We start from the raw sequence: 11,973 nt of genomic DNA, 5'->3' as shown, positions 1-11,973 counted from the left end.
GCCGCCAAATCCGTTGCGCCCGCGCGGAGTCGGAGGACAGCCGAGTTGTCCGTCCGGCAGCGGCCGAGGAAGAAGGAGCTCGCCTCCATGGCGTCCCACCGTCGTCCGAAGCAGCCGACCCCCGCGTACACGGGCGTGCTCACCGTGACTGCCGCCGCGGCCGTGGCGCTGTCGACCCAGTCGGCGTCCGCCGACCCGCTTCCCGATCCCAACGCGAAGGGCGTCCAGGCACAGATCGACCGCCTGTACGAGGAGGCGACCCAGGCCACGGAGAAGTACACCGGGGCGCAGGAGAAGGCCGGCAAGCTGGAGAAGCAGGTCGAGAACCTCCAGGACGGGGCGGCCCGCCGCCAGGACGGTCTCAACGAACTCCGCAACAGCCTCGGCTCGGTGGCCACCGCCCAGTACCGCAGCGGCGGGCTCGACCCCTCGCTCCAGTTGATGCTCTCCACCGACCCGGACACCTATCTGGACAAGGCGTCGGACATGGACCGGCTGAGCGACCGGCAGGCCGAGACGCTGAAGCAGTACCTCTCCCAGCAGCGCGCCTACCAGCAGCAGCGGGCACGGGCCGGCGAACAGCTCAAGGCGCTGCAGGACACCCGTAAGGAACTGGGCAGCAAGAAGAAGGAGATCCAGGGCAAGCTGGCGAAGGCCCAGACGCTCCTCAACTCGCTGACGGCCGAAGAACGCGCGGAGCGAACGGCCAAGGAGGAGCGGATCAACCGCGACAGCGACCGTGTCGACCTCGGCAACGAGGCCAGCGGGTCACAGCGCGGCGCGTCGGCGTTCGACGCGGCGAAGAGCCGGGTCGGCATGCCGTACGTATGGGGAGCGTCCGGCCCGAACTCCTTCGACTGCTCCGGACTGACGTCCTGGGCGTTCCAGCAGGCCGGCGTCTCCATACCCCGTACCTCCCAGGCCCAGGCCAATGTCGGCACCCGTATCAACTCCCTGAGCGCGCTCAAGCCCGGCGACCTCATCATCATGCGCACCGACCTCAGCCATGTCGGCTTCTACGCCGGGAACGGCCAGATCCTCCACTCCCCGAAGCCGGGCGCCCAGGTGCGCTACGAGTCGATCGCCCGCAGCGGCATGCCGTTCATGTGGGGCGTACGCCTCTAATACACGCCCTGAGCCAGTCCGGGAGGGCAGGCGAGCAGCAGGGGCAGCACCGGCATCAGCACGGCCGACCCGGCCACAACGGCCCGGAACGCGGGATGCGTACGCCGTGTCGGCGCCAGAATCCGGCGCAGCCGTACATGCACCGTGCGCCCCCCTGCCGACAGCGCGCCCTTCGGGACCGCGCCCGCCGAGGCCATCTCGAACATGGCGGTGACCAGCGTCCGTCGCGGATGGACGTGCAGGGCGCCGTCGTCGGCGGCCATCTCCAGCAGAAGGGGAATCTGCTCCCCCGTCCGCCGGGCCAGCGGCACTCCTCTGAACACGACGGCGAAGGAGCGCGCCGCCGCGAGCAGGAGATGATGCCGGCCGGCGATATGGGCCCGCTCGTGCGCCACGACAGCGGCGATCTCCGCGTCGGACAGCAACTCGACGGCGCCGCTGCTCACCACGATCCGGGAGCGGTGCCCCGGCAGACAGTAGGCGGTCGGGGTCAGGTGATCGAGGACCGTGGCGCCCAGCCGCGCCGACGGCCGGCCCACCTTGTCGAGGACCTTGCGGTGCCGGGTACGAGCCACGCGGGCGCGCAGCACGTGATACACGAAGGCGGCGGCCTGAGCCGTCGGTACGGCCACCGAGACGCCGACCCCCAACCGCCGCACCGCACCGGCGTCGGGCGGCCCGACTCCCAGGGCGACACCGCACGAGTAGAGGATGCCGTGCAGATGGGCGCCGGGCGTCGCGAGGTGCAACGCGGCGAGCGCGACACACACGGAGAACGAGGCGGCGAGCGCGAACCACACGGCGGCGGCCAGCACCGGCGCCCGGTGCGGCCACGCGCTGCGCAGCATCACGCGCGGCGCGAGCACGCCCACGGCGGCGGCGTAGCCGAGCAGCGCGGGAGCCGCGTTCACGGCTCGACGTCCCGGTCGACGTCGCGGTCGACGGCCCGCAACGCCTCGCGCAGCGCGGCCACTTCGTCGTCCGACATGCGTTCCACGAAGTACGCCAACGCGGCCGGGCGGTCCTCGCTGGCTCCCAGCGCGTCCTCCATGAGGGCGGCCGAGTACGCCTCCCGGCTGCGCACCGGCGTGTAGAGCCACGCCTGGCCCTGCTTCTGCCGGGTCAGCCAGCCCTTGGTGTGGAGGATCGAGGCGACCGTCATGACAGTCGTGTACGCGGCGGGGCGGCGCGTGTTGATGTCGTCGACCACCTCACGAACGGTGGCGGGCCGTCCCCACTTCCACAGACAGTCCAGGATCTCGGCCTCCAGATTCCCCAGCCACCGCACTTCCCCGAGTTCCTTCCGCCATCTGCCGCGCCGTCGCCTGCACGACCATCGTAGGCGCGCTCCGGAAGGCAGGACGCGTTCACCGGGCGAGCCCGGTCTCGATGAGATCCCTGAACTCCTCGTACGAGCCCGGTGTCGGGATCTTGGCACCGTCCACGACGAAGGTCGGCGTGCCCTGTACGCCGAGGCCCAGGCCGTCGCGCTGGTCGGTCCGGACCCGCTCGTCGGTCCGGGGATCGGCGACGGCCGAGTCGAACTTCTCCATGTCGAGGCCGAGGTCCTTCGCGTAACCGCGGAAGGTCGCCGCCTTGGACTCCCGCGCCTCGCCCCATTGCTTCTGGGTGTCGAACAGCTTGCTGTACATCTGCTCGAACTTCCCCTGCCCTGCGGCGGCTTCGACGGCCAGCGCGGCCGTCTGGCTGTTGCGGTGACCGGGCATCGGGAAGTAGCGGGCCACGAACGTGACGCGGTCCTTGTACTCCTCGCGGAGCCGTTCGACGACGGGATACATCGCCCCACAGCCCTCGCACTCGAAGTCCAGGAACTCCACCACGGTCAGCTCGCTGCGTGCGGGATCGGTCAGGCGATGGCTCGACGCGCGAACGGGCTGGGCATCGGCGGCGGGCTCGGCGTCGACCGTGCCGGAAGTCGAACTGTTCGCGGAGAGTGCGAGAGCGACACCGAAGCCGACAGTCAGCACGGCCAGGAGAGCCGCCGCGACAAGGAAATGCTTCTTCATGAGTCCTCAGTCCTCAGTCCTCGGTTCTCGGTTCTCAGTTCTCGGGGGTCTTTGGGGATCGGGCGGGGGCGCGGGGCCTCCGGTCGCGTGCGTGCAGACTCGCGAGGTACGCGTTGTACGCCGCCAGCGGGTCGTTGGCGTCACCCCGGTCGATCCGGCGGTCGACCCGCCGCGCCTCGCGGGCGTCGGAGCGGACCCACTGGGCCGCGAGAACGATGGTGGTGATCAGTACGGGGATGTCGCCGGTCGCCCAGGCGATGGCTCCTCCGTTGTACTGATCGTCCGCGAGGGACTCGCCCCACCTCCGGCCCACGTCCGTCCACCAGCCCTCGCCGATGATGTCCGTCGAACTCATGACCGAGATGCTGAACCAGGAGTGGAACGGCATGGTCAGGATCAGTACGAACAGCCGCCCCAGGTAAGGCAGTCGGCGTGGTCCGGGATCCACCCCGATGATCACCCAGAAGAACAGCAGCCCCACGGCGAGGAAGTGCACCAGCATCGCCGTGTGACCCAGGTGGCTGCGCATCAGGCCCTCGAAGAGCGAGGTGTAGTAGACGGCGAAGGCGCTGGCGATGAACAGGACGCTCGCCACCACCGGATGCGAGATCACCTTCACGTAGCGGCTCCGCAACAGCGCCAGCAGCAGCTCGCGCGGGCCCGCCGTCCCGCCCTTGGCCGCGGCGGGCAGGGTACGCAGGGCGAGGGTCGCCGGCGCTCCGAGGACCAGGAGGACGGGGGCGGTCATCGCGAGGATCATGTGCTGCCCCATGTGCACGCTGAACATCACCTTGCCGTAGACCGCGAGGCCGCTCATCGTGGCGAGTACGGTCACCGCCAGCCCGGCCATCCACGCGATCGTGCGCCCGAGGGGCCAACTGTCGCCCCGGGCACGGAGCTTGCGTACGGCAGCCAGGTAGGCGAGGGCGGCGGCAGCCGTACCGAACGCGAACAGCGGGTCGAAGTGCCACTGGGTGAACAGCGGCGTCCACGGGAAATCGCCCAGCGGCGGCGGCATCGCGAAGCCCAGCAGCTCCTCGGCGGGCGACAGCGCCGAAGCCTCGGCGCCGGGCGGCGGTGTACGGGACAGTGCCGCCGCGAGTCCCGTCGCGGCTGCCATCACCAGCAGTTCACCGGCGGCGAGCTTGATGAAGGGCCGTCTCGATCCGCCGCTCAAGGTGGGCAGGACGCGTTGTCGATGCCACCACCCCAGACCGCCCAGGACCAGCAGCGCCACCGTCTTGAGCAGCACCATCAGGCCGTACCGGCTGCTGAACACGTCGGCGGCGGAAGGCAGTCGTACGACCGCGTTGACCACGCCGCTGGCGGCGACCGCGAGGAACGCCCCGGCGGCCAGCGGGCTGAAGCGCCGTACGGCCGTATCCAGACCGGCGTCCCGTTTCACGGCGGCGACCAGCAGCAGCGCCAGCCCACCGACCCAGACCGCGACACCGACCAGATGCAGCGCGAGACTGGTGACGGCGGCGTCGTGATTCCCCGCCCCCGCGGAGTGGCCGGTGAAGGCGGGCGGCAGCAGTCCGGCGACGGCGAGCAGGAGCGCGGCCCCCGCCCAGCGCACGGTGCCGATGCCCAGGCACACCGTGGCCAGGATCGCTCCGGCACCCGTCATCAGCGCGTACGAACGCCCCTGCGCGTCCGTGAGGACGAAGTCCGCCAGTACATCGGGGGCGAGGACCTGGCCGACGGGCCGGGCGAAGAGGTCGGACAGGGTGAACACCAGCAGGGCCGCCGACGCGACCGCCCACACCGCCGCCGCGCACGCCGCCCAAGTCATATAGCGCAACCGCGAATCGTCGAGCCGCCGGCCTCCCGGCAGCAGAACGGTCACGAGCAGCAGCGCGCCGATGACGACGACAGCGGCGGCGTTCGCGACCGTACGGGCCACGGGCAGAGCCCAGGTGGTCAGCGCGCCGGGGCCCTGGATGCCGGGGACCTGCTCCGCAGATGTCCCTCCTGCCCACAGCGTCAGGACGGCTACGGCGACAGCTGTGCACAGGCCGCCCCCGAGCAGCAGAGAGGGGTACGGCGCGCGGCGGGCGTCAACTGCCATGGCGGACACGCCTCCGTCGAATCACCGCGACGGACACAGCGGCTGCGCCGAGCAGGAGAAGACCGCCGGCGGCAACCATCGCGGGAACACCGGACGAGGTCTCCTCAGCACCGGACGGGGTCGCGTCCCCCGCTTGCGACGGGTCGGGCACGGAACGAGGCGCCGGGGTCGGGGACCCGGCAGCCGCTTCCGTTCCCCCTTCCTCCTCCTTCCTCTCTTCTTCCTCCTCGACGGTGAACCGGTACGAACCGGCGACGGGGTGACCGTCGGCGGAGACGACCCGGTATCCCACCGTGTAACTCCCCGCAGGGAGGCCCGGCTTCACCGGCAGTGTGACGGTCCTGCCCGTGACCTGCGGCGCACCGGCGGCGCCTTGCTCACCGTCCGGCGCCGTGAGGGCGACCTTGGCGTACCGCGACGTCATCTCGTCGCTGAAGGTCAGCTTGATGTGCCGCGGGAGCCGGCTCTCCGAAGCGGCCTCGGCAGGGCTGCCGGAGACAAGTTCGGTGTGGGCGAACGCGGGCTGGGCGGCGAACCACGGCAGCGCCACGGACAGGGGTACGACGAGACAACGTGCCGCCGCGCGGGCGGCACGCCGGTTCACAGCGTGCATGAGGGGGTGCTCTCTGAAGGTCCCCGGCTCGGCCGGGACGGAAGCGCCGATACCCGGCCGCCCCCGTGGCTGTGCCCGTCAGGGCAGGCGGGGACCGCCGACGGGCATCGGCCCGGTCAGCGAGTACAGGCCCGGCGCGAAAGACCCGGGCCAACGACGCGGAGGCGCCCGTCCGGCGTGCAGCCGGGCCAGCACGGTGGACGCGGGCGGTCCGGAGCCCTCACGCGAGCGCGGAACCGGACGCGGGTCGTGTGCCGACTGCCGCAACGGCCAGACGAATTGAAGGAGCAGCCGCAGAGCCGCGAGCGCCGGCTTGCCGCGCCACACGAGTCGCTCGGTGACGCCCAGCAGCCGCGCGGCGATCAACAGCGTGACCAGTTGTCCGCCGACGAGGACTTCCGGTGGCGGTCCCTCGGCGGGCACGTGCTCGAAGAGACCGCGAAGACCGGCGGGATCGGTGACAGCCGCGCAGGCCCCAGGCAGGGAGTACGCGACGTGATACGCGAGTTGGGCCGCCGCCAGAGCGGCGAGCACCTGGCTGTCCGACAGCCGGGGTCCGGTCAGACACACCAACGCGGGCAGGCCCAGGCACGCCGTCGTGGCGAGCAGCAGCCAGCCCGGCGCGTGGCCCTGCGAAAGAGCGTGACAGGCCAGCGGCAGCAGAACGGACAGCACGGCCAGCGCACCGGCAAGCAGTCCACGCAGTCCACGTAGGCCACGCGGTCCAGGCAATCCACGCCGCCCGCGCAACGCCCCATCAACCGCGAGAGCCACGCGCTGCGGGCTGGTCGATGGCATGACGTCTGCGCTTTCGAAGAGTCTGATCGGCGTCGCGGGCACGCGGGTCCGGCGCGGGGCGTGCCGCATTCCTCCGCAGCGTACCTGTCTGCCCTGAGCCGGTTCTCGACGGGCCGCTACCGCCACGGGCGGCGATCATCGGGACAGCTCTTCGATCCGCCCACTGTCCACGCTTCCCTGAATTCAGGCTTCCGTGTATCGTTTTCGTCGTGCTGAATCTCGCGTCCGAAATCGAGGTGCTGGCACGGTTCGGCCGCGCCCTCGCCGATCCGATCCGGTGCCAACTGCTGCTCGCCCTGCGGGCGGCTCCCGCGTACCCGTCCGACCTGGCCGACACCATCGGTATTTCCCGCACGCGCCTGTCGAACCATCTGGCGTGTCTGCGTGACTGCGGGTTGGTCGTGGCGGTGCCCGAGGGGCGCCGTACCCGGTACGAGCTGGCCGATCCCCGGCTGGGGCACGCGCTCGACGATCTGCGCGAGGCCGTGGTGGCTGTCGCGGAGGACGTCACGTGCCCGGAGGCGGAGGAGAAGGGCTGCTGCTGATGACCGCGGAGATCTCGCTCGGCGCGGCACCCCACCGCCGCGCGGAACTGACCCGTCGCATAAGGCTGTTGGTGGCCGCCACGATCGGCTACAACGTGATCGAGGCGATCGTCGCCCTCACCGCGGGGTCGATGGCATCGTCCTCCGCCCTGGTGGGCTTCGGCCTCGACTCGATCGTCGAGGTCTCGTCGGCGGCCGCTGTCGCCTGGCAGTTCTCGGCTCGCGAGCACGCCGTGCGCGAAGCGCGCGAGAAGAAGGCGCTGCGGGTCATCGCGGTGTCGTTCTTCGCGCTCGCGGCATTCGTCACGGTGGACGCGGTCCGGGCGCTGGCGGGCGGTGGTGAGGCGGAGTCGTCGGTCCCGGGCATCGTGCTGGCCGCCCTGTCGCTGGCGATCATGCCCTTTCTGTCCGCCGCGCAGAGGCGGGCCGGACGGGAGTTGGGGTCGGCGTCGGCGGTCGCGGACTCGAAGCAGACGCTGCTGTGCACGTATCTGTCGGCCGTACTGCTGGTGGGCCTGGTGGCAAACGCCACCCTCGGCTGGTCCTGGGCGGATCCGATCGCCGCTCTCGTCATAGCCACGATCGCGGTCAGGGAAGGCCGAGAGGCATGGCGCGGCGACAACTGTTGCGCGCCTGCCGGTCTCAGCACGCTGAAGGCCGACGCCGCACCGGCGCCGGCCGAGGACACCTGCGGTTGCGCCCCGGGGTGCGACTGCTGCAACTGACCTGACATCGCTGCCGGTCGAGGCAGCGGCCGGGCCCGGTGCCCGAGAACTTCACGAGGGGGATTTTCCGTCGCCCCTTGAGCGCGAACAGCTCAGGGGGCTTTCAAGTGCGCCCGTACGCAGCCTCAGGCAGCCCATACGCGGCCCGTAGCGGCCTGCACTCAGCCCGCAGCCCGCAGCCCGCAGCCCGTACGCGGCCCGGCCGCGACAGATCCTGCCCGATCCCGATCGGCCGCTGTGTCCGACCGAGGGCTGACGTACCGGCATCGAATCGCGTTCTGTCCGCGTCCCGTTGAGGAGAGCATCCATGGCGAAGCCCAGCACCACCGCATCCGATTTAACGCCAACCCCGCCCCCCGGCCTGGTCAAGAGGCGCTGGCTGGCCCTGGCCGCGCCCGTCTTCGGCCTGATGATCGTCGGGCTGGACGCCACCATCCTGACCGTCGCCCTGCCCACGCTGGCCACCGATCTGGAGGCGACGACCACCGAACTCCAGTGGTTCACCGACGGCTACACCCTTCCCTTCGCCGGTCTGCTGCTGCCGCTGGGTGTGCTGGGTGACCGTATCGGCCGCCGACTGGTCCTGATCGGGGGCCTGTTGCTGTTCGGCGTCGGCTCCCTGATGGTCATGGGGGTCGACAGCCCCGACGGCCTGATCGTCGCCCGGATCGTCATGGGGGCGGGAGCCGCCGCGATCACACCGCTCGCCCTGTCGATCGTGCCGCTGATGTTCCCGCCGGAGGAGCGTTCCAAGGCCATGGCGATCGCCACCGCCGGATTCGCCCTCGGGCTCCCGCTCGGCCCGCTGGCCGGCGGCTGGCTGCTGAGCAACTTCTGGTGGGGCTCGATCTTCCTGATCAACATCCCGGTCGTCATCATCGCCGTGGTCGGGATGCTGGTGTTCGTCCCGGAGACCCGCGACCCCAACGCCAAGCGGCTCGACATCGTCGGCGCGGTCCTGTCCCTGGTGGGTGTCTCCGCCTTCGTCTACGGCGTCATCGAGGTGCCGAACGCGGGGTGGAGCGACCCCACGGTTCTCCTCACCGTGATCGGCGGACTCCTGCTGCTCGGGCTGCTGTTCGTATGGCTGCGCCGGTCCGCCAATCCACTGGTGGACCTCGGTTTCTTCCGCAACGCCCGTTACACCTGGTCCAGCGTCGCGATCTCCGCGGTGATGTTCATCCTCTTCGGCGTCCTGTTCGTGGTGCCGCAGTTCCTGCAGCAGGTCCAGGGCAAGGACGCCATGGACACCGGACTGCACCTGCTGCCGATGATCGGGGCGCTGGTCGTCGCGGCGGCGGTCGGCGGTCGGCTGGTCGGGCGGATCGGCACCAAGGCCATCGTCGCGTTCGGCATGCTGCTGTGGGTCGCCGGGCTGGGCCTGCTGGCCACCGTGGAGGCGGACACCGACTTCCTCGTCACCGGTACGGCGCTGGCCGTCATGGGCGCGGCGCTCGGGTTCACGATGCCCACCACGCTGGACGCGATCCTCGGCTCACTGCCCCTGGACCAGGTGGGAGCCGGGTCGGCGCTGGCCAACAGCATGCGGCAGATCGGCGCCTCGGTGGGTGTCGCGGTACTCGGCAGCTCGCTGAACTCCGTCTACCGGAGCAACGTGGAGGACGACGTGCCGCCGGGTCTGCCCGCCCGGGCGACGGAAGCGGTCGGCGACAACGTCGCGGCGGCCGTCCAGGTGGCGGAGCAACTGCCGGGCGCGCAGGCCACCGCTCTCGCCGATTCGGCCCGGGACGCGTTCGTCGCCGGCATGTCGACCGTGGCACTGATCTGCGCGGGACTCGCCGCCGTCACCGCGATTCTTGTCGTGGCGCTCCTGCCCGCCCGCGCCAAGACGCCGGTGGCCGAGGAGGCTGTCCCGGGGAAGGCCGAGACGGCGGTTCCGTAGAAAGACTCCCTGGGCTCCCGGCCGTCGCCGGGTGCCCAGGGAGGCGCGGTACGGCTTCATCCCCCGTATCCGTATCGCGCCGCGGCTGCCAGGCCGGTACCCCCCACCGGCCCGGCGGCCCACCTGCCGTTCACGGCCGATCCTCGCTCACGTGGCGTGGTGTTCCTTCTCCAGCGACTCCTTGAGGCGCTGGAGCGTGACCTCCATGGTTCGACGGTTGTGGGTGGCCCGGTCGTGGATCCCGCTCACCTTCGGGCCGATGAAGTGCATGAACCAGCCGCGCTGGTCGATCCAGGTCTCGGTGACCTTGGTCGCCCTGCCGGAGTCGAGCGATTCGAACCGGTAGCTCCAGATCGCGACGCGCAGACCGACACCCTTGGCGAGAAAGGTGAATCGCTCGCCGGGCTCGGCCGCGGTCACGGTGCACTGCGTGGACCAGGGCCGCTTGGGGGACCGGTTGTGGCCGGTGAACTTCATGCCCGGCGTCACTCGTCGGGCGAGCTCGTCGCCCTTGACGTCGGCACCGGTGCACTCGGGGCTCCAGCGGCCCATGTCGGCCACGTTCGTCACCGCGTCGTACACGACACCGGGCGGCACGGCTATCTCTATGGTCTCGGACACTCGCTGTTCCATCATGGGGTCCCTTCTCGGAGACGTACGCGACGTACGACGGGCAATGAAAAGGCCCCTCGCGCTGGAGGGGCGTCAGTGGCGGACGTACGTACACGCGGCCGTGAGGAATCCGACGGCGGTCAGTACGACCGGGGCGGCGGCGACGGCACAGGCCAGGCAGAAGACGGCCGAGGACGCCAGGGAGTTGCAACATCGCTCGTTGGACAGCAGATGGCGGCGCCGGGCCGCGACGGGGCAGCCGGAGTCGGCGGTGGGCTCCGCCGGGCTGTCGGGCGCCATGCGGGCGAGCGCCTGGGCGATGGCGTACCGGCCGCACTTGACGCGGGCCGCGCAGTCGGCGCGCATCTCTATCAGGCTGTGGAAACGCTCGGAGAAGCGGACGGAACAGAGCCGCTTCGGCAAGGACGCGCACAGGGCCTCGCTGAGCTGCGTCAGCAGGTGGTGGCGCTGGCGCAGATGGGCGTGCTCATGAGCGAGGACCGAGGCGATCTCCTCGCGGCTGAACCCGGTGATCACGCCGTCGGAGATGACGGCACGGCCGCCCTCGGGTCCGGGCACGCTGTAGGCGAGCGGATGCCGGCTGGGCAGGATGACCGCCGAAAGATGCTGGACCGGGTGTCCGAACAGTCCGAGCAGGGTCAGATGCCGCTCCCGGCGTCGCGCTCCCTGACGGTGCACCCGGACATAGGCCACCACGACGTGACCGACGAACGCCCACGCACCGACGACGGCCAGCACATCCAGGGGAAGACGAAGCCTCTCGTGGGCGAGTTGCGCGTCCAGGTGCGCGAACAGCGCGTACGTGGCGCACCCCAGCGCGGTGAGTCCTCCCGCGCAGCCGGCCAGCCACAGGGCCAACGCCGCGCACGGCGCCCGTAAGGGCCACTTGGTGAGCGTGACCACGGCGGACACCGAGGCCATCAACAGTACGGACAACAGCACAAGGCACAGCGCATCCACGTAACCCCCCGTTACCTATGTGAACTTGTGTTCTCCAGCGATGGCCGCCCCGTCCCCTGAGGCGGGCCCGTCGCACATCAACCTGCTGTGATACCGGAGGTCGGTCCGTACTCACCGCGAGTTTCTGCTTACCGCTCGTCCTTGCCTACCGCTTGTTCTTCTTCTGCTGGCCGAGGCCCTCGGCGAGGGCTGCTCGCGCCTCCGGGCTGATGACGTCGACGAAGCGGAGCATGGCCTCGTGCTCGTCACCGGCGATGCCGAGCGCGTCGGTCATCAGCTCGGTGAACATCTCCTCGCGTGTGGCTTCCGCGCTGAAACGATGAGCCCTGGCCTGGGAGTCCTGGGCGACCAGACCCTTGCGGGCGAGACGCTGCAGCGTGGTCATGACCGTGGTGTAGGCCAGCTGTCTGCCCGCCAACGCCTCATGCACCTCACGTACCGTCTGCGGCTCGTCCGCCTGCCACAGGCAGTCGAGGACCGCCCGTTCGAGGTCACCCAGTCTCGCCATGGCGAGCAGCATAGGACATCCGCCGATCCTTGACTATCCGCGTAGTACTACTGCAATAGTAGGTC

General features: G+C 70.4%; 13 protein-coding genes. 4 read left to right on the top strand and 9 right to left on the bottom strand.

Features of this window, described 5'->3' with window-relative positions; all coding sequences use genetic code 11:
- Positions 1 to 87: 87 nt before the first annotated feature.
- Positions 88 to 1,125, top strand: a complete 1,038-nt coding sequence (locus ACFT9I_RS02850) for a C40 family peptidase (RefSeq protein ID WP_382559777.1) — start codon at positions 88 to 90, stop codon at positions 1,123 to 1,125.
- On the opposite strand, the gene ACFT9I_RS02845 is transcribed toward ACFT9I_RS02850, so the two are convergent.
- The 6 genes from ACFT9I_RS02845 to ACFT9I_RS02820 all read right to left on the bottom strand — a co-directional run bounded on the left by ACFT9I_RS02845 (position 1,122) and on the right by ACFT9I_RS02820 (position 6,511).
- Complete coding sequence (locus tag ACFT9I_RS02845) at positions 1,122 to 2,036, bottom strand: M56 family metallopeptidase (protein ID WP_382559775.1); 915 nt, start codon at positions 2,034 to 2,036, stop codon at positions 1,122 to 1,124. The two genes, ACFT9I_RS02850 and ACFT9I_RS02845, sit on opposite strands and share 4 nt — an antisense overlap.
- Positions 2,033 to 2,413 carry a BlaI/MecI/CopY family transcriptional regulator gene (locus tag ACFT9I_RS02840; RefSeq protein ID WP_382559772.1) on the bottom strand — a complete coding sequence of 127 codons (381 nt, stop codon included), beginning with the start codon at positions 2,411 to 2,413 and terminating at the stop codon, positions 2,033 to 2,035. The genes ACFT9I_RS02845 and ACFT9I_RS02840 overlap by 4 nt, the downstream gene beginning before the upstream one ends.
- A gap of 79 nt (positions 2,414 to 2,492) precedes the next feature.
- Positions 2,493 to 3,152, bottom strand: a complete 660-nt coding sequence (locus ACFT9I_RS02835; protein ID WP_382559769.1) for a DsbA family protein — start codon at positions 3,150 to 3,152, stop codon at positions 2,493 to 2,495.
- A gap of 34 nt (positions 3,153 to 3,186) precedes the next feature.
- Positions 3,187 to 5,223: a cytochrome c oxidase assembly protein gene (locus ACFT9I_RS02830; RefSeq protein WP_382559767.1), complete on the bottom strand. Its 2,037-nt coding sequence runs from the start codon at positions 5,221 to 5,223 to the stop codon at positions 3,187 to 3,189.
- The gene (locus ACFT9I_RS02825; RefSeq protein ID WP_382559764.1) at positions 5,213 to 5,836 is read right to left on the bottom strand and encodes a copper resistance protein CopC; all 624 of its coding nucleotides are present in this window, start codon (positions 5,834 to 5,836) and stop codon (positions 5,213 to 5,215) included. Before ACFT9I_RS02825 ends, ACFT9I_RS02830 begins: the two co-directional genes overlap by 11 nt.
- Before the next feature lie 78 nt (positions 5,837 to 5,914).
- Positions 5,915 to 6,511, bottom strand: coding sequence for a hypothetical protein (locus ACFT9I_RS02820; RefSeq protein ID WP_382559761.1), 597 nt, complete (start codon positions 6,509 to 6,511; stop codon positions 5,915 to 5,917).
- A 332-nt stretch (positions 6,512 to 6,843) separates the two neighbouring features.
- Here ACFT9I_RS02820 and ACFT9I_RS02815 point away from each other — a divergent pair, with 332 nt between their 5' ends.
- The 3 genes from ACFT9I_RS02815 to ACFT9I_RS02805 all read left to right on the top strand — a co-directional run bounded on the left by ACFT9I_RS02815 (position 6,844) and on the right by ACFT9I_RS02805 (position 9,807).
- Complete coding sequence (locus ACFT9I_RS02815; protein ID WP_382559758.1) at positions 6,844 to 7,179, top strand: ArsR/SmtB family transcription factor; 336 nt, start codon at positions 6,844 to 6,846, stop codon at positions 7,177 to 7,179.
- Entirely contained in the window at positions 7,179 to 7,904 is a 726-nt protein-coding gene (locus tag ACFT9I_RS02810; protein WP_382560231.1) for a cation transporter, read from the top strand. Before ACFT9I_RS02815 ends, ACFT9I_RS02810 begins: the two co-directional genes overlap by 1 nt.
- A 307-nt stretch (positions 7,905 to 8,211) precedes the next feature.
- Positions 8,212 to 9,807, top strand: a complete 1,596-nt coding sequence (locus tag ACFT9I_RS02805; RefSeq protein WP_382559755.1) for a DHA2 family efflux MFS transporter permease subunit — start codon at positions 8,212 to 8,214, stop codon at positions 9,805 to 9,807.
- Between the two features lie 147 nt (positions 9,808 to 9,954).
- Here ACFT9I_RS02805 and ACFT9I_RS02800 read toward each other — a convergent pair whose 3' ends face one another.
- The 3 genes from ACFT9I_RS02800 to ACFT9I_RS02790 all read right to left on the bottom strand — a co-directional run bounded on the left by ACFT9I_RS02800 (position 9,955) and on the right by ACFT9I_RS02790 (position 11,908).
- On the bottom strand, positions 9,955 to 10,428 hold the full coding sequence (locus ACFT9I_RS02800; RefSeq protein ID WP_382559752.1) for an SRPBCC family protein: 474 nt from the start codon (positions 10,426 to 10,428) through the stop codon (positions 9,955 to 9,957).
- An 84-nt stretch (positions 10,429 to 10,512) separates the two neighbouring features.
- A complete protein-coding gene (locus ACFT9I_RS02795; RefSeq protein ID WP_382559749.1) occupies positions 10,513 to 11,376 on the bottom strand; it encodes a M56 family metallopeptidase in 864 nt (287 codons plus the stop codon).
- Between the two features lie 169 nt (positions 11,377 to 11,545).
- Positions 11,546 to 11,908: a BlaI/MecI/CopY family transcriptional regulator gene (locus tag ACFT9I_RS02790; protein ID WP_382559746.1), complete on the bottom strand. Its 363-nt coding sequence runs from the start codon at positions 11,906 to 11,908 to the stop codon at positions 11,546 to 11,548.
- Between the last annotated feature and the right edge of the window lie 65 nt (positions 11,909 to 11,973).

The sequence above is a fragment of the Streptomyces sp. NPDC057137 genome, assembly GCF_042670825.1.
In the GTDB taxonomy this organism is placed as follows: domain Bacteria; phylum Actinomycetota; class Actinomycetes; order Streptomycetales; family Streptomycetaceae; genus Streptomyces.
The sequence above is the reverse complement of the archived record's forward strand: the minus strand, read 5'-3'. Positions and strand labels throughout refer to the sequence as shown.

Bases quoted from the DNA above. Each gene is read 5' to 3' on its own strand.
- ACFT9I_RS02805 (WP_382559755.1), top strand. From the start codon at position 8,212: ATGGCGAAGCCCAGCACCACCGCATCCGATTTAACGCCAACCCCGCCC.
- ACFT9I_RS02790 (WP_382559746.1), bottom strand. From the start codon at position 11,908: ATGGCGAGACTGGGTGACCTCGAACGGGCGGTCCTCGACTGCCTGTGG.
- ACFT9I_RS02830 (WP_382559767.1), bottom strand. From the start codon at position 5,223: ATGGCAGTTGACGCCCGCCGCGCGCCGTACCCCTCTCTGCTGCTCGGG.
- ACFT9I_RS02835 (WP_382559769.1), bottom strand. From the start codon at position 3,152: ATGAAGAAGCATTTCCTTGTCGCGGCGGCTCTCCTGGCCGTGCTGACT.
- ACFT9I_RS02810 (WP_382560231.1), top strand. From the start codon at position 7,179: ATGACCGCGGAGATCTCGCTCGGCGCGGCACCCCACCGCCGCGCGGAA.
- ACFT9I_RS02850 (WP_382559777.1), top strand. From the start codon at position 88: ATGGCGTCCCACCGTCGTCCGAAGCAGCCGACCCCCGCGTACACGGGC.
- ACFT9I_RS02825 (WP_382559764.1), bottom strand. From the start codon at position 5,836: ATGCACGCTGTGAACCGGCGTGCCGCCCGCGCGGCGGCACGTTGTCTC.